This is a genomic window from uncultured Marinobacter sp., assembly GCF_913055835.1.
Taxonomy (GTDB): Bacteria; Pseudomonadota; Gammaproteobacteria; order Pseudomonadales; family Oleiphilaceae; genus Marinobacter.
The window spans coordinates 123,599-141,270 of record NZ_CAJXKQ010000004.1 but is presented as its reverse complement, the minus strand read 5'-3'; the positions used below and the strand labels follow the sequence as shown (position 1 = coordinate 141,270).

At 60.5% G+C, this 17,672-nt stretch carries 11 protein-coding genes; 9 read left to right on the top strand and 2 right to left on the bottom strand.

The features are described 5' to 3' along the window. The first annotated feature begins 125 nt into the window (after positions 1-125). The 7 genes from QZ534_RS04220 (at position 126) to QZ534_RS04190 (ending at position 11,427) form a co-directional block, all read left to right on the top strand. Positions 126-2,135: a TonB-dependent receptor gene (locus tag QZ534_RS04220; protein WP_296931743.1), complete on the top strand. Its 2,010-nt coding sequence runs from the start codon at positions 126-128 to the stop codon at positions 2,133-2,135. 273 nt (positions 2,136-2,408) lie between these two features. Continuing rightward, positions 2,409-3,857 (top strand): YfcC family protein, encoded by a 1,449-nt coding sequence (locus QZ534_RS04215; protein WP_296931741.1) that lies wholly within the window; start codon positions 2,409-2,411, stop codon positions 3,855-3,857. Between the two features lie 24 nt (positions 3,858-3,881). Beyond that, complete coding sequence (locus QZ534_RS04210; RefSeq protein ID WP_296931739.1) at positions 3,882-5,111, top strand: arginine deiminase; 1,230 nt, start codon at positions 3,882-3,884, stop codon at positions 5,109-5,111. Positions 5,112-5,129: 18 nt separating this feature from the next. Further along, a complete protein-coding gene (locus QZ534_RS04205; protein ID WP_296931737.1) occupies positions 5,130-6,131 on the top strand; it encodes an ornithine carbamoyltransferase in 1,002 nt (333 codons plus the stop codon). Between the two features lies 1 nt (position 6,132). After that, positions 6,133-7,041: a carbamate kinase gene (gene arcC / locus QZ534_RS04200; protein WP_296931735.1), complete on the top strand. Its 909-nt coding sequence runs from the start codon at positions 6,133-6,135 to the stop codon at positions 7,039-7,041. 85 nt (positions 7,042-7,126) lie between these two features. After that, positions 7,127-8,200: an efflux RND transporter periplasmic adaptor subunit gene (locus QZ534_RS04195; protein ID WP_296931733.1), complete on the top strand. Its 1,074-nt coding sequence runs from the start codon at positions 7,127-7,129 to the stop codon at positions 8,198-8,200. Next, complete coding sequence (locus QZ534_RS04190; protein ID WP_296931732.1) at positions 8,197-11,427, top strand: efflux RND transporter permease subunit; 3,231 nt, start codon at positions 8,197-8,199, stop codon at positions 11,425-11,427. Before QZ534_RS04195 ends, QZ534_RS04190 begins: the two co-directional genes overlap by 4 nt. 10 nt (positions 11,428-11,437) lie before the next feature. On the opposite strand, the gene QZ534_RS04185 is transcribed toward QZ534_RS04190, so the two are convergent. Together QZ534_RS04185 and QZ534_RS04180 are read right to left on the bottom strand one after the other, a co-directional pair. After that, positions 11,438-12,493, bottom strand: a complete 1,056-nt coding sequence (locus QZ534_RS04185) for a GGDEF domain-containing protein (RefSeq protein ID WP_296931730.1) — start codon at positions 12,491-12,493, stop codon at positions 11,438-11,440. A gap of 137 nt (positions 12,494-12,630) precedes the next feature. Beyond that, on the bottom strand, positions 12,631-13,080 hold the full coding sequence (locus QZ534_RS04180) for a potassium channel family protein (protein ID WP_296931727.1): 450 nt from the start codon (positions 13,078-13,080) through the stop codon (positions 12,631-12,633). 153 nt (positions 13,081-13,233) lie between these two features. On the opposite strand from QZ534_RS04180, the gene QZ534_RS04175 reads away from it, so the two are divergent. Both QZ534_RS04175 and QZ534_RS04170 read left to right on the top strand, forming a co-directional pair. Next, positions 13,234-14,472: a biotin/lipoyl-binding protein gene (locus QZ534_RS04175; protein ID WP_296931725.1), complete on the top strand. Its 1,239-nt coding sequence runs from the start codon at positions 13,234-13,236 to the stop codon at positions 14,470-14,472. Continuing rightward, positions 14,469-17,636 carry an efflux RND transporter permease subunit gene (locus QZ534_RS04170; RefSeq protein ID WP_296931723.1) on the top strand — a complete coding sequence of 1,056 codons (3,168 nt, stop codon included), beginning with the start codon at positions 14,469-14,471 and terminating at the stop codon, positions 17,634-17,636. Before QZ534_RS04175 ends, QZ534_RS04170 begins: the two co-directional genes overlap by 4 nt. Positions 17,637-17,672 lie beyond the last annotated feature (36 nt).

The following is a 17,672-nucleotide window of genomic DNA, read 5'->3' as shown; positions in this document are numbered from 1 at the left end:
GCGGTTTTTTCTCTCCGGATACCGGGTAATACCTCCGAGGGGATGCGGCATTTGGTCTCAGGCGCAAGCGCCGGTTGACCTTTATGATTGGCGCCAACTATCAGAGTTGGTCAGGACAAGGTTGTATGGCGACGGCAATTGGAGCGCGTTTTATCGGATTATGTGCCGCGGGATTCGTTTCACTGCCCGCCGGGGTGCTGGCCCAGGAGGGTTCTCCCGATTTGCCTGTGATTCGGGTTACCGAAGGGCAGAGCATTGAAGAGGCGTCGAGCAAGTTGGCTTCAGAGCCGGTTGAACGTTTGTCTGCCAATCCTTCGGTGTCGCTTTCCCGAATGGGCGGTCGCGGGCTGGAACCGGTCATTCGGGGCCAGAGCCAGGAGCGGGTGGATGTGCTTCTGGACGGTATTCGCGTTGAAGGGGCCTGCCCGAATCGCATGGATCCGCCAACCAGCCGCCTGAGCACGGCGCTGGCGCCCCTGCTGGAAGTGCGGACCAGCAACCAGACCCTGCGCTGGGGCCCTATTACCGGTGGCCAGGTGGTGGCCACTACGGCAGCGCCGGTTTTCGATGGCTCCATAACCACAGGCCATCTGACCGTTGGTGGCGCTGACAACGGCAATGGCAAGCTGGTCAATGGCAGCGCCGCGGTGGGCAGCGACAGTGCCTGGCTTCGTCTCGCAGGTGGTTATGACGAGGCCGACGATTACGAGGACGGCGACGGTAACGAGGTCCGAAGCGCCTACAAGAATTCCGAGGCTCGCCTGGATGCGGCCTGGCAGGCGGATAACGGTTTCTACATCAAAGGGCTGGTGAGCCGGCAGGAGGAGCGGGATGTGAAATACGCCGGCTCCGGGATGGATGCACCGAAAACCGATACCGACATCATGCGCCTGGAGCTTGGTTCTCCGTTGGCGAATGGCAACTGGAACCTGCTGGCCTGGCAGGCCGATGTTGATCACATCATGGATAACTTCAGTCTCCGTGAGGCCATGATGAAAATGCTGACCGATTCCGAGACCGAAACCCGGGGGCTGCGCCTGACGCTGGACCAGAGCCCGGATGCCCGAACAGACTGGGCCATTGGTGTCGATGTCGAGACCAATAACTGGTACGCCGAACGGTTTGGCGGCGCGAATCTGGATATGCTGACTTCGGTACTCTGGCCCGACGTGGATCGAGACCGTTTCGGCCTCTTTGCCGAGCGCTTCTACCGGGTAAACCCGGAGCTAAAGCTCGGCGGCGGCGTGCGTTACGATCGCGTGGAAATGTCGGCCGGGGCTGCCGATGATTTGTTTGGCAGTGGCATGATGGCCATGTCCGCGGCCGACGCCTACGAGTTGATCTACGGCACTACCAATACCGACGTAACCGATGACAACTTCAGTGGCTTTGTCAGCAGCGACTGGCGGTTCTCTCCGGTCCAGTCGCTGGTGGTTACGGCAAGCCACAGCGTCCGCAGCCCGGGTGTGACCGAGCGCTACATTGCCAGCTGGAACAGCATGGACCCTTCAAGGCGCTGGGTAGGCAACCCCGCTCTGGATCCTGAGACCCACCGCAAACTGGAACTGGCGATGCCCGGCCAGAGCAACGGCTGGCACTGGCGCCCGGCTGTTTGGGTGGATCAGGTGGATGACTTTGTTCTGCGTACCCGGAATGCCGACCGGGTCAGTGTCTACCGCAATATCGATGCGCGGCTGATGGGCGTTGAAGCGCAGCTTGGATGGAGCAACGGCACCTGGAGTACCGATAGCAGTCTGGCATCTGTACGGGGCGAGAACCGGGACGACAACAAACCGCTGCCCCAAATTCCCCCGGTCCAGTTTATTCAGACCCTTGGCTGGCAGCATATGGGCCATGCCCTTGAACTGGAGTGGATACTGGCCCGCCGCCAGGATCGAGTGGATCTGGAATCCGGGCAGGACCCCGGGACGTCACCGGGCTACGGTGTGCTGAACCTGTCTGGAAGCCATCCGCTCGCAGACTACCTGAGTGTCAGCTGGGCCGTAGATAACCTTTTCGATAATACCTGGGCACCCCATGTTAGCCGGGCCAACACTGATCCATTTAATCCTGAAGCCGTAAGAGTTAATGAGCCTGGCCGGACCCTGCGTGCCGCACTGACAGCCAGGTGGTAAGACCTTGCATGGCGGTTACCCGCTTCTCATAGCCGGCGGGTGACATTCTTGCCCCGGCTGGAACCAACTCCTCCACCCGGGGCTTTTTTGTGGCTGGTCAAAAATTGCGCTATCTCAATTCCGGAAATCACATCCTGCACTATCCTGTTCCCATGCAGATCTGAACCAGCAGCGTTCAGCCGCTGAGGATGTGTTCAGCCTCCGTGAGGTCCCCGGAAAGGACCTGTCTGCACTATTCGATTGCACTATGCGATTAAGGACAGGAGACGCATCGTGACTGAAGACGAAAAATTGCCAGAAAATCCCGAAAACGACCTCGCCTCGAGATTCCCCACTGCCTACACCATTCTTTTTGGCCTGATAGTTCTGGTGGCCGCGCTGACCTGGATTATTCCGGCTGGGCAGTATGAGCGCGCCATGAATGAAGAAGTCGGGCGTGAAGTGGCGGTTCCGGGCACCTACCAGACCGTCGACCCGAATCCCCAGGGCTTTGTTGATGTCCTGATGGCACCCACAGCCGGGTTCTACGACCCCGACAGTTACGTTGCCAATGCCATCGATGTTGCCATGTTCATATTGTTCCTGGGCGGTTTTCTCGGTGTGATGAACGCAACCGGAGCCATTGATACTGGCATCCGAAGTGCGATGCGGCACCTGAAAGGCCACGAGATCTGGATGATACCCATACTGATGGTGCTCTTCGCGATCGGTGGCACGACCTACGGGATGGCTGAGGAAACCCTGGCGTTCTACGCCATTCTGATCCCCGTGATACTGGCGGCCGGCTACGATGCCGTGACGGGGGTTGCCATCATCCTGATCGGCGCCGGCATTGGCGTGCTGGGTTCCACGATTAACCCGTTTGCCACGGTGATTGCCGCCAATGCAGCGGGTATCCCGTTCACTGACGGTATCTTCCTACGATTTGTTCTACTGATTGGTGGCCTGTTGATCTGTATCGGCTACGTGATGCGATATGCCCACCGGGTAAAAACTGATCCGTCGAGATCGGTGGTCGCCAGACAATGGCCGGCGCACAAGAAGCTGTTCTTGCAGGGGGATGGCCAGGAGATTCACAGCGCCACCCTGACCACTACCCAGATTATTGCCCTGGTTATCTTTGCCCTGACCTTTGCGGTGATGATCTGGGGCGTGTCTTCCCAGGGCTGGTGGATGGCCCAGATGGGCTCCCTGTTCTTTGGAGCGGCCATTGTGATTGGCCTCATTGCACGGCTTGGGGAGAAGAAACTGACCGGCAGTTTTGTCGACGGTGCCCGGGATCTGCTCGGGGTCGCCCTGGTGGTTGGCCTGGCCCGCGGTATCGTGGTGATCATGGAGCAGGGCATGATTGCCGATACCATACTGCACAGCGCTGAAACCTCCCTGGGCGGCCTGCCGGAACTGGCCTTTATCAACCTGATGTTCTGGATCGAGGTGGGTATGAGTTTCTTCGTGCCTTCGTCCTCCGGCCTGGCCGTGCTGTCCATGCCAATTCTCGCGCCGCTGGCGGATTTTGCCAACGTGGGGCGGGATCTGGTGGTGACCGCCTATCAGTCTGCCAACGGTCTGGTGAACCTGATCAATCCTACCTTTGCGGTGGTGGTTGGCGGGCTTGCCATCGGGCGGGTGTCCTATGATCGCTGGCTCGCCTTCATCTGGCCTTTGCTGCTTATCCTGACCGTGTTTATCACGGTAGTCATAAGCCTGGGCGCCATGCTGTGAGCACTCGACAAAAGGAGCTTTGTCATGTCTGAACACACACTTGGAGTGTATTCTGAAACCGGAAAATTGCGCCAGGTCATCATCTGCCGGCCCGGGCTGGCGCACCGGCGGTTGACTCCATCCAACTGCGATGCCCTGTTGTTCGATGATGTCTTCTGGGTCAAGCAGGCCCAGAAAGACCATGACGTATTTGCCAGCGTGATGCGTGGTCGGGGCGTGGAGGTTCTCGATGTCAACGAGTTGCTGGCGGAAACCCTGGCCATTCCGGAAGGCCGCGCCTGGATTCTTGACCACCGGATCAACTGGAACCACATCGGTGTGGGCATGGTGTCGGACCTGCGCGCCTGGATGGATGAACTACCGGAGAAGGCGCTTGCCGAATTCCTGATTGGAGGTCTGGAGGTAGGAGATCTGCCATTCGATCCCGTCGGTCTGTTCGGCAATCATCTGGGACGTTTCGGATTCGTATTGCCACCGCTGCCCAATTTCTTGTTCACCCGGGACAACAGCGCCTGGGTGTATGGCGGGGTCACCCTGAACCCGATGTACTGGGCCGCCCGCAAGCCGGAAACCCTGCTGATGGCCGCCATCTACCGTTTCCACCCGAAATTCGCCGGCAAGGTGAATGTGCATTGGGGCGATCCTCTGCAGGATCATGGTCTGGCCACCCTGGAGGGTGGAGACGTCATGCCCCTTGGTAATCGCACCGTGCTGGTGGGCATGGGTGAGCGGTCCTCGCCCCAGGCCATCGGACAGCTGTCAAAAGCCCTGTTTGATGGTGGCATGGTGGATCGGGTGATTGCCTGCCAGTTGCCCAAGACCCGCTCGGCCATGCATCTGGATACCGTGTTTACCTTCTGTGGTGGCAACGTGGTTACCGCCTTCAAGGAGGTGGCCGATGCCGTGGTCTGCTACGACCTGCGCCCCGGTGAGGGCGCCAAAACCCTGGCCTTCAAGCAGGACTCCCGGCATCTGTTCGAAGTAGTGGCTGAGATTCTCGGTTACCCGGCGCTGGAGGTGGTGGCAACCGGTGGCGACACACCGGAAGAACGTGAGCGCGAACAGTGGAACGACGGTAACAACGTGCTGGCCCTGAGCCCCGGTGTGGTTGTCGGCTATGATCGTAACGACGATACCAATGCGGCCCTGGCGGCTGCGGGCATCGAGGTTCTGGCAATACCCGGTGCCGAGCTGGGCCGGGGTCGGGGCGGCGGTCGCTGCATGAGTTGCCCAACCATCCGCGATGCTGTCTGACAGCCAAGGAGAAACGTTATGGCATTCAATCTCAAGAACCGGCACTTTCTGACGCTACGGGATTTCACACCGAGGGAAATCGGTTTTCTTCTGAAGCTGTCCGCGGATCTGAAGACCGCCAAGTACGCAGGTACGGAAGTGCCGAAACTCGAGGGTAAGGACATCGCGTTAATCTTCGAGAAAAACTCCACGCGTACCCGGGTCGGGTTTGAGGTTGCCGCCTTCGATCAGGGCGCGCGGGTCACCTATCTGGGGCCGACCGGAACCCACATCGGCCACAAGGAATCGGTGAAGGACACGGCGCGGGTACTTGGCCGGGTCTACGACGCCATCGAGTACCGCGGCTTTGGACAATCCGTTGTCGAGGAACTGGCGCAGTACGCCGGCGTGCCGGTCTACAACGGGCTCACCAACGAATTTCACCCCACCCAGATACTGGCGGATTTCCTGACCATGCAGGAGCATGTGGAAAAGCCGTTGCGGGATGTGGCCTACGTGTTCATCGGCGATGCCGCCAACAACATGGGCGACAGCCTGCTGATCGGTGGCGCCAAGATGGGAATGGACGTGCGTTTGTGCGCACCGAAGGCCTGCTGGCCCAATCAGGCCGTGCAGGACGAAGCCTGGGCGCTGGCGGCTGAAACCGGAGCCCGAATCACCATCACTGAGGATGTTGACGCCGCCGTTGCCGGCGTTGATTTCGTCTATACCGATGTCTGGGTTTCGATGGGCGAGCCAAAGGAAAAGTGGGCCGAGCGTATCAAACTGCTGCTGCCTTACCAGGTCAATGCCTCGCTGATGGCCAAAACCGGCAATCCACGGGTTCGATTCATGCACTGCCTGCCCGCCTTTCACAACACCGAAACTGTGGTGGGAAAGGAAATTCAGGAGACCTATGGCATTGACGCCATGGAGGTAACGGAAGACGTGTTCGAGAGCCCCGCCTCGATTGTTTTCGATCAGGCCGAGAACCGCATGCACACCATCAAGGCCGTCCTCGTGGCGACCCTGGGGGGCTGACATGCTGGTTGTGGCAGCTTTGGGGGGCAATGCCCTCCTTAAACGCGGCGAGCCGCTGACAGCAGAGGTCCAGCGAAGAAACGTGAAAACCGCGGCACTTTCCCTTGCCGGCATTGTTCGTGCCGGCCACGATCTGGTGGTCACTCATGGCAACGGTCCACAGGTGGGTTTGCTGGCCTTGCAGGGCGCTTCCTACAAACCGGATGAGGCTTACCCGCTGGATGTCCTGGGAGCGGAAACCGAGGGCATGATCGGCTATATGATCGAGCAGGAACTGGAGAATGCTCTCGGCCATGACCGGCCAGTCGCGACCTTGCTGACCCAGGTGCTGGTAGATCCGAAGGACCCTGCCTTTGAAAAGCCGACCAAGTTTGTCGGGCCGGTCTATGATCGCGAGGAAGCCGAGCGCCGGGCAGCCGGTGCCGGTTGGAGCATTGCGCCGGACGGTGACAAATGGCGCCGGGTGGTGCCCTCGCCGACACCGCTGGAAATACCGGACATGCGGGTACTGAAATTGTTGCTTGATCAGGGTGTGGTCGTCGTCTGTGCCGGTGGTGGCGGCATACCGGTGCTGCGCCGGGAAGACGGCAGCATGGTTGGTATTGAGGCGGTCATCGACAAGGACGCCGCCAGCGCCTTGCTGGCCCGGCAACTGGGTGCGGATGCATTAATCCTGTTAACGGATGTGGACGCTGTCTACCGGGATTTCGGTACCGACCAGTCGACGCGGCTTGCCGAGCTGACGGTGAACCAAGCACGGGCACTGGATATGCCGGCCGGCTCCATGGGCCCGAAACTGCAGGCCGCCTGCGATTTCGCCGAGGCTGGCGGGGTCAGCGGAATTGGCCGGCTGCAGGACGCCGTGGCCATGCTGGACGGCTCTGCGGGCACCCGCGTGTCGGTCGGTTAACGGCCCTTATCATGTTTTCCGGCTGCATACTCTGATAATGTTAGGTTATTAGGTAATAACCATATTTATTTTCCGGAGGTGCCCCATGATGCGGATGGCTGCCGCAGGATTGATCGTGACTCTGGGCCTGCTGGCCCAGGCGGCGCTCGGACAGCAGGCGTCACCTTCCCGGTCATTGACGACAGCGGTCGTCGAGCGTAGCGAGTTGCAGGAGACTGTGCACCTCGATGGCATCATCGAAGCTGTTCAGCAGAGTACCGTCTCTGCCCAGACCAGCGGTACCGTCCAGAGCCTGCCCTTCGATGTGGATGATTCCGTGGCCGCCGGCGACCTGATTGTCCAGCTGGAGGACAGTGAACAGCGGTCCCGTTTGCGTCAGGCCCAGGCCGGACTGGAAGAGGCCGAGGCGGCGTTGGTGGATGCACGCCAGCGGTTTGAACGGATCGAGGCAGTACACGAACGGGGGCTGGTATCCCGGCAGGAGTTCGACCAGGCCCGTAACAACCTTGCCGCTGCCCGCGCCCGGGCAGAGCGCGCCAGAGCAGCGGTTTCCGAGGCTCAGGAACAACTTTCCTATACCCGTGTGGTGGCGCCCTATGGTGGCATCCTCACCGAACGTCATGTTGAGGTTGGCGAAGCCGTCAGTCCCGGCCAGCCGCTGCTCAGTGGCTTGTCTCTGGAACAGCTTCGGGTTGTGGTTGATCTCCCCCAGAAGTACGCCGATCTGGCCCGTACGGAGCGTCAGGCCCAGGTCACTCTGGCCGACGGCCGGGTGCTGGAAACCGGTGAAATGACTTTCTACCCCTATGCCAATCCGCAAACCCACACCTTCCGCCTTCGAATGCGCCTGAGTGAGCCCAATGGTTCCCTGTTTCCCGGTATGCTGGTGAAAGTCAGTGTGCCGGTTGCCAGCCGGGAGGCACTGTGGGTGCCGGCCAGCAGCCTGATTCAGCGCAGCGAACTCAGGGCCGTATTTGTACTGGACAATCAGGATCAGCCCCGGCTGCGCCAGGTACGCACGGGGATGCGGGATAACGGCAGGCTCGAGATCCTGGCCGGCCTGAGTGAAGGCGAGCGTGTGGTGTCGAACCCTGCCGAACTGGTGGGCAGCGATCGTTTGAATCCGGTTGAAGACGTGGGCGAGGAGTCGAACCAGTGAGCCGCGATCTGCCGCCCGTTGGTCCGTCCGGGGCCATTGCCCGGGTTTTCCAGAACAACCACCTCACCCCGTTGCTGGCCATTCTGGCAATCATCCTGGGCGTGCTGGCCGTGGTGGTCACGCCCAAGGAGGAAGAGCCCCAGATTGACGTCACCATGGCCGATATCATGGTGGCGTTTCCCGGCGCCAGTACCCGGGAGGTGGAAAGCGCGATTGCCACGCCCGCCGAACAGGTGATGAGTGAGATCAAAGGCGTGGAACACGTCTATTCGGTATCCCGCCAGGGCCAGGCCGTGATCACGGTGCAGTTCGAGGTGGGCATTCCACGGCAGGAAGCCCTGGTGCGGCTCTACAACCAGGTGTACTCCAATCAGGACTGGTTACCGCCCAACCTGGGCGCGACCCAGCCGGTGATCAAGCCCAAGGGCATCGATGATGTGCCGGTGATGACCCTGACACTCTACGATCCGGTCAACGGGCATACGGGCGAGGAATTGACCCGCCTGGCACACATGCTGGAAGTCGCCCTGAAACGGGTTCCCGGCACCCGGGATGTCTACACCACCGGCGGCATTCCGGATCGCGTCGATATCCGGTTCGACCCAGCGCTGCTGGCGGGATTCAATCTCACGATCGACGATATCCGGAACGCCCTGGCGGCAGCCAACACCAGCAGCCAGGAGGCCCGGATTACTCGGGATAACCTGTCGATACCGGTCCAGGCCGGAACGCTTCTGGAAACTGTGGAGGATGTCCGGCGCCTGGTCGTTGGCATGCACAACGGTGCAGCGGTGTACCTTGAAGATGTGGCGGATGTCAGCCGGGGTGGCACCGTGGTGGACCAGAGTGTGATGACCGGATTCGGGCCGGCCCACCAGGATAGCAGCGCGGGACAGCCCGGCGAGGTTTACCCGGCGGTGACCCTGGCCATCGCCAAGAAGCCGGGCGAGAACGCCATCAATATCACCACGGCCATTGAGGAGCGCCTGGCGCAGTTGCGCAACCGGGCCCTGCCGGAATCCGTGGAAGTGCTGGTCACCCGTGACTATGGCGTAACCGCCTCCCAGAAAGCCCGCAAACTGATTACCGATCTGATCTCCGCCACCCTGTGCGTTGTGTTGCTGGTGCTGGCGGCCATGGGTTGGCGCCAGGCGCTGATTGTTGGCATCGCGGTGCTGATCACCCTGCTGCTGACCCTGGTGTTCTCCTGGGCCTGGGGCTTCACCCTGAACCGGGTCTCCCTGTTTGCGCTGATCTTCTCCATCGGCATTCTGGTGGACGACGGCATCGTGATCACCGAGAACATCAACCGGCGGATCCAGAACACCCGGCGGGCGGTGAAGGACATTATTCCCGTTGCCGTAGACGAGGTGGGCACCCCCACCATTATGGCCAGCCTCACCATCATGGCGGCCCTGATTCCGATGGCCTTTGTCAGTGGCCTGATGGGCCCCTACATGAGCCCGATTCCGATCAACGCCTCGGCTGGTATGGTGCTGTCCCAGATTGTCGCCTTTGTGGTGGCGCCCTGGCTGGCCTTCAGGTTGCTCAAGCACAAGAAGGGTGAACAGGCTGCTGAAGCCGAGGAGGCGTCCAGCTCTGCAGATGGCGTCAGCCCAGTGTCCCTGCGGATTTTCCGGACGGTGCTCGGGCCATTCCTGGGGGACCATCCCTGGCGACGCCGTTTGCTGGCGCTGGGCGTTGTGGGGCTGACACTGGCGGCCACTTCGCTGCCCGTGTTCCAGGCGGTGATCCTGAAAATGCTGCCGTTCGACAACAAGTCCGAGCTGCAGGTGGTGGTGGATATGCCCGAGCGCACGCCCATGGAGCAGACCCAGCGGGTGTTGATGGAAATGGGCAGCTACCTGGAAACGGTGGATGAGGTGGCAAACTGGCAGACCTATGCCGGCACGGCCTCGCCGATCAATTTCAATGGGCTGGTCAGGCAGTATTACCTGCGCGGCGATCCATACCATGGCGATATCCAGGTCAATCTCATCAATGAGGAGTACCGGGAACGGCAGTCCCATGCCATTGCCCAGTCTCTCCGGGGTCCGTTGACCGAGATCGGTAAGCACCACGGTGCCAGCGTCAAGATTGTCGAGGTGCCTCCCGGTCCGCCCGTGCTGTCACCCGTGGTAGCGGAAATCTACGCGGTGGATGAAACCCGCCGGGCGGAGCTGGCCCGGCAGGTGGCCGAGGGCATGACCGAGGTGGATGGCCTGGTGGATATCGATACCACGCTGGAGGCACCCACGCGGCAGTGGGAAGTGGTGGTGGACAGGGATCGAGCGGCACGACTTGGCGTCTCCCAGGCCCAGGTTGTCGGGGCCCTGCAGACGGCCCTGGGTGGAACCAGTGTGAGTTTCCTGCACGATGATCACGCCAAGTATCCGGTTCCAATCCGGGTGATTCTCGGCGAGGGCGACAAGGCCCAGCCGTCGGTGCTGTTGTCGCTGAAGGTGCGCAGCCGCGATGGCACGCTGGTCCCCCTGGCAAGCATTGCCGATGTTCGCGAAGCCGACTGGATGGGCGCGATCTACCACAAGGATCTGCTGCCGGTGACCTATGTGACGGCGGATATGGCGGGCGAAGTCGATTCACCGCTGTACGGCATGTTTGCCATGGTGGAGCGCCTGAACCAGCAGGAGAGCGCGCCGGAGCAGTACTTTATTGATCAGCCGCCTTTGCCGGAAAAGGGCACCCTGAAATGGGACGGCGAATGGCAGATTACCTACGAAACCTTCCGGGACATGGGCGCGGCCTACAGCGTTGGCGTATTCATGATCTTTGTGTTGCTGGTGGCCCAGTTCCGCTCCTATATCCTGCCGCTGGTCATCATGGCCCCAATTCCGCTGACGATGATCGGCATCATGCCCGGCCATGCCCTTCTGGGGCGCGAATTTACCGCCACCAGCATGATCGGCATGATTGCCCTGGCCGGCATCATCGTGCGCAATTCCATCCTGCTGGTGGTGTTTATCCGGCAGCTGATCGAGGAGGGCGTGGAACTGGACGAAGCGGTGGTCCTGGCGGGCGCGGTGCGCATCAAGCCTATCGCCCTGACGGCGATTTCGGCGATGGTGGGTGCTTACTTCATCCTGAACGACCCGATCTTCAACGGCCTGGCGATATCGCTGGTCTTTGGCCTGGCCATGTCCACCTTGCTGACCGTTCTGGTGGTGCCTCTGCTTTACTACACATTGGCGCGTTGCAAGTGGGTTTGAACAGAGGTTGTTACACGTGGCAGGGCGCCAGGGCGTCGTTGGAACTGACGATCCGGTTACGGCCTGAATCCTTGGCATGATAAAGGTGCTGGTCCGCCCGGCCGATCAGGCTACGCAGATCGGCACCGTCCGGACCGAATTGGGCAATGCCGCCGCTGATGGTGAGTCGGATGGTCTGGTCCTGATAGGGAACGGGATTTGATGCAATTGCATTCCGGATCTTGTCAGCCACCCGATGGGCCTGGTCCGCAGTGGTGTTGGTGAGCAGAATGGCGAACTCCTCGCCCCCCAGCCGGGTGGCCAGATCGGTCGCTCTGAGCGAATCCCGGAGTGTGCTGGCAACATGCCGGAGCGCAAGGTCGCCGGCCTCATGACCGTGCTGATCATTGACCTCTTTGAAATGGTCCAGATCCAGAACCAACATGGAAAGCGGCATTCTATTTCGCAGGCTGCGTTTGCGCTCCTGTTCGAACACGTCGCTCAGGCGCGCCCGGTTGGCCAGGCCAGTCAGCGCATCGGTCTGGGCCATCTTCAGCAGGCGTGATTCGGATTGTTCCCGGGTAATCTCGTAAATGTGGGAGAACGCAAGAATAGTCAGTGACATCAGCCCCATATTGGCAATGGGAAGAGGCTGCATCATCTCCGGTGCATCGTGGTATTTGAAGAAGAAAATCATGGCCGCCGTACCCATGAAAACAGCAGATACCAGAAGGCCCAGTCGACGGCCCATCAGAAGGTGGGAGAGGATGGGAATCAACAGTACCCAGGCAAAAACCGTGGTTGTTGCCCGGGGCGAAGTGAGAGCGAACATCATCGTGATGCAAAAGGGCAGGATGAACGCCAGGATCCAGCGCTCAAGGTGTTTGGTGTTGCCGATTGCCCAGAAAATAAAAACCGAGTAGCACGCCATGCCAATCTCGGCAAAGGCCAGAGGGTAGTTCCCTCTCTGGACATTGAGCGTGAAAAACAGCAGACCGCTGATGGCGGTGAGGATCAGCAGCGTCTTCAGTACGGCTTTGCGGTACGGACGGGCAAGGTGCTTCTGTGATTCCCTATAACTTTCCATGGGTCTGGTCTGGGTATCCGGAGCGCTGGGTCGATATGTACAAAGACGATGCATATTTTGCGAACTACCGGTATTAGATCAGACTTTACGCAAAGTAGCCGTCGATTTGCGACTAAAGTCTGAGTCCTGGAAGTTCCCTAACGAGTGGGCCAGTAGCGTTGCATTTCAACGAACAGGAACGAAGCGCTCCAGGTGATCAGAACCAGCCCGGCCAGTGCTTCTATTCCGGTGAGGAACCGCAGGATACCGAAGGCTTCGATATCGCCGTAGCCGAGGGTTGTGAAAGTGGTAAAGGAGAAGTAAGCGCAGTCGAGGATACTGCCGCCGAAATTGCCGGCCAGATACCCCCAGCCCTCGGCGTGGTGCATGAAGTAGAAGGCACTGGCAAAAATCCAGACTTGCAGGGTGTGGGCGGCTAGAACGCCAAACACCGCGGCAATCAGACGGAAGCGGTGGCTCTGGCGCATCCTCGACAGGAGCCCGCTTAAATGAATGAGAGCTTCGTGGTGGATCAGGACCACGACGGCAACAATCAACGCGTTGATGAACGTTGCGTTGAGGAGATTGACATGATGTTCTACTGCCAAGATCGATGTGCTCCGTTGCCATGAATGGAGGATGCGCCGCGTTAAATTGACGCAGTACCCGGGCTTGTCCGATCCGAAAACAAGCCCTGATTGTATAGTAGTCTGAACCTGACAGCCCGATGGGCTTTATTTACCTTAGCTGGCCAGCACGTAATGTCCAAACGACTCATTCCCGTACTAATTCTCGCCGTCGGTATCGCCGGTTTCATGATTCTCAAGATGACCCGTCCGGAGCCTGCAGAAGTCAGTGCTACTGAACGCAGCTGGCGGGTTCAGGTCCAGCGGATTGAACCAGCCACCCATACGCCGGTTTTGCCCCTGTACGGAGAGGTTCTTGCACCAGAGCAACTGACCGTAACCGCTACTCTGGCCGGTCGTATCGGTGCCCGGCCGGTGACGGAGGGGCAGCGTGTCCGTGAAGGCGAGCTTCTGGTGGCTCTGGATGATGCCGATATCCAGCCGGCCCTGGCCCAGGCCGAAGCACAGGTGGAAGACCTCGAAGCCCAGATTCGATCGGAACAGGTGCGTTACCGGAATGACCAGTCGGCCCTGAGCAGCGAACAGGCGATCCTGGAAAACGCTCGCCGTCAGCTTGAGCGGACCCGGTCACTGCTGAATCGCAATCTGGCCTCCCGCGAGGCAGTGGAAGCGGCCACGGATGCAGCCGCAAGAGCAGAACTCACGGTAAATACCCGGCAGCGCGCGATCGAAGAGCATCCGGCGCGGCTTCAGAGCCTGGAGGCAAAACTGGCCCAGGCGGAGGCGAATCTGGTCAGCACCCGGCGTGATGCCGAACGGGCCCGCATGACCGCCCCCTTCGATGGCATCGTTACCGACATTCAGGTGGCTGAAGGTGACCAGGTAAGCCGCAATGAACCCCTGCTGTCGCTGTATCCCGTGGCTGGTCTTGAACTCAGGGCCCGGGTTCCTGAGATGTTCCGCGGTGAGCTTCTCGATGCGCTGGAACGCGGCGAAGTACTCATGGCTACCAGCAAGGGCGATCAGCATCGATTCCGCCTCGTTCGCTTTGCGGGCACCAGTGACGCTTCCGGGACCGAAGCCATTCTTGAGTTGGAAGGCGAGGCCGGGGGAATACGACCGGGCGGCCTGTTGCCCGTAACTCTGGAGCGGGCGGCGCGGAGCAATACTGTGTCCATTCCGTTCAGTGCTCTCTATGGCGCCGACAGCGTTTACCTGATGTCGTCAGATGGCCGGATGCAGCGCGCCCGGATCGAGCGCATAGGTGAGGCCCGGGGTAGCAATGGTGAGCGCCGCCTGCTGGTATCCGGCGAGGCCCTGGTATCTGGCGCGCAACTGATCACCACGCACCTGCCGAATGCGGTCACCGGCCTCAAAGTGGATGTGGCGGATTCCGGAGCAGCGGCGCAATGAGGCGAAAAAAGGGCGTCATCGGCTTTTTCGTTCATCACCGGGTCGCTGCCAACCTGGTAATGCTGGTGATGCTGCTCGGCGGCGTGCTGGCTCTGACCCGCATGAACATCCAGTTCTTCCCGACCTTTGCTCTGGACGTGGTCAGTGTCCGGGTGGTCTGGAGTGGCGCGTCTGCGGAAGACGTGGAACAAGGCATCACCAACCCGCTTGAACAGCGCCTGCGCAGCGTGGATGGCCTGAAGAAAATGACCTCCACCTCGGCCCAGAGTGTGTCGTCCATAACGCTCGAATTCGAGGAAGGCACCAATCCGATCCAGGCCCTGGACGACGTGCGCCAGCAGGTGGACGAATTCACCAACTTCCCTGCCGAGGCGGAAGAGCCACAGGTAACCCGGATAGAACGCTACGAGCCGGTGGCCCGTTTGCTGGTGTTTGGTGATGTTGACCGAAGCGAGTTGCGGCAACTGGCTTACCGGTTTGAGGATGAACTGCTTCAGCGCGGTATCGACCGGGTGTCGATTCGCGGCCTGCCCGAGCAGCAGATCAGCATAGATGTCCCGGTGGAACGGTTGGAGACACTGGGGCTGTCACTGGACCAGATTGCCGAGCGAGTGGCCGCCATCTCCCGTGATCTGCCCGCCGGCATGATGGCGCAGCAGGATGCCACCCGGGAACTCCGGGCCGTGGAACAACGGCGGAGTCCCCAGGAGTTCGAGAGTATTCCGGTGCTCAGTGGTGAACGGATCCAGCTCAATCTGGGCGATGTCGCGATCATTCGTCAGGAGGCCCGTGAGAGCCAGGTGACCCTGGAAAAGAATGGCAAGCCTGCGGTCGAGCTGCAACTGCAGCGATCGGAGAATGGCAACTCGCTGGCTGCAGCGAAAGTACTGGAAACCTGGCTGGCGGATACCCGGCCGGTACTGCCGCCGACGGTAAAACTGGAGGTGTACGACGAGACCTGGCAGCTTCTGGACGACCGTATCTCGCTGCTGGTGAACAATGGCCTGGGCGGTCTGGTGCTTGTGGTGTGCCTGCTTTACCTGTTTCTCCCGGGCAGGGTTGCCATGTGGGTGGCTGTGGGTATTCCAACAGCTTTTCTGGCGGCCATGGCGGTGCTCTGGCTGATCGGTGGCTCCATCAACATGATCTCCCTGTTTGCCCTGATTATGGCCCTGGGGGTGATCGTCGACGATGCCATTGTGGTGGGCGAGGACGCCGACGCCCATGCACGAATGGGCGAGGAATCCATCTACGCCTCCGAAGGTGCCGCCAAGCGCATGGTCTGGCCGGTGCTGGCCTCGTCTCTGACCACGGTCGCAGCCTTCATGCCGTTATTGGTGGTGGGGGGCGTCATCGGCAATATCCTGGGCGACATACCGCTGGTGATGATCTGCGTTCTGGTCGCGTCCCTGCTTGAGTGTTTCATCGTGCTGCCGGCGCACCTGCGCCATGCCTTCGTGCCCCGGCGCAAGAAAAAAGCGGGGCAGGCAGACGCTGAGCCGAAAAGGCCCGGTCCTGTGGAGCGCTTCCGGCGAGGATTCGAGCAGCGTTTCGATCATTTCCGGGAAGGCCGGTTTCGCCGGTTTTCCCGTTACAGCCTGGAACACCGGGGCGCCACAGTGGCAAGTGCGGTGGCCCTGGCTATTGTCACGGTTGGTCTGCTGGCCGGTGGCCGGCTCGGGTTCAACTTTTTCCCGACACCAGAGCCGTCTGTGTTCTACGCCAATGCCAGCTTTGTGGCCGGCACCGATCGCGGCACGGTTGATGACTTCCTGACCCAGATGCAGCAAACGCTCAATGAGACTGAAGAGGCTCTGGGCGGTGATTTCATCCTGCACGCAGTCACCACCAGGGGCGCAACCCAGGGTGCTGAGGGCAGTTCCCGCAGCGGCGACGAGCTGGGCTCGATGATGATCGAACTGGTGCCGTCCGACCGTCGCTCCGTCCGCAACCCGGAATTCATTACCGAGTGGCGCAGCCGGCTGGAGACCCCGGCCGGGCTGGACAACCTGACCATTTCCGAACGTCAGGCCGGACCGCCGGGTCGGGATGTGAATGTGCGCCTGACCGGCGAGAACGCCGAAAACCTGAAACGAGCGGCGGATGAACTGGGCCAGGCGCTGTCGACTCTGCCCGGAGTATTGGACGTCGAGGACGACATGCCCTGGGGCCGGGAACAGCTGATTTATCAGGTCAGTGCCTACGGCGAAGCACTGGGACTGACCACCTCGGATCTCGGACGCCAGCTCAGGGCGGCCTTTGATGGCCGGATTGCCCAGATTTACCAGGATGGCCGTGACGAAGTGGAGGTTCGGGTACAGCTGCCCCAGGATCAGCGGGAGCGACTGTCGACCCTCTCCCGTATCACGGTTCGGGTGCCGGACGGCCGTTTCGTTCCGTTGAACCAGGTTATGAACCTCGACCACCGCCAGGGCTTCCAGGCCCTGCGACACGCCGAGGGCCGCTTGGCGGTTGAAGTTACCTCGGGCCTGAACACCCGGGTCAGTACCACCGACCAGATCCTGAGCAGTCTCGAGGCGGAAGCCCTCCCCGATATCGCCAGTCGGTACAACGTGCGTTACAGCTTTGAGGGCCGCGCGGCTGACCAGAGGGAGACACTGGGAGACATGCAGACCGGCCTGGTTATCGGTCTGGCGCTCATGTACGTGGTACTCGCCTGGGTGTTTGCTTCCTGGAGTCTGCCGCTGATTGTCATGGCCATCATACCGTTTGCCCTGGTGGGCGCGTTGCTGGGCCACTGGTTGATGGGGCTTCAGCTGACCATTCTGTCCCTGTTTGGTCTGTTCGGTCTGTCCGGGATTGTGGTCAATAACGCTATTATTCTCGTAGCTTTCTACAACCAGCAGCGAAAAAAAGGGCTGGGGATTACCGATGCACTCAATGAGGCCGCTGTGCAGCGGGTCAGGGCGGTTTTGTTGACCTCACTGACCACCATTGGTGGACTGTTGCCTCTTATGTTCGAAACCTCCCTGCAGGCCCAGTTCCTGATCCCCATGGCCACCTCCATTGCCTTTGGTCTTGGGCTATCGACCTTGCTGGTTCTGCTGGTAATACCCGCGTTGCTGTCCTGGCTGGAACAGTTCCGCGAGTGGCGGGCCGGCCGTCACGGCTCCCACGCCGAGCCATTGGGAGCACCGGACTGACAAGCCCGATTACTAAGCCCGAATACCGGGATAGGA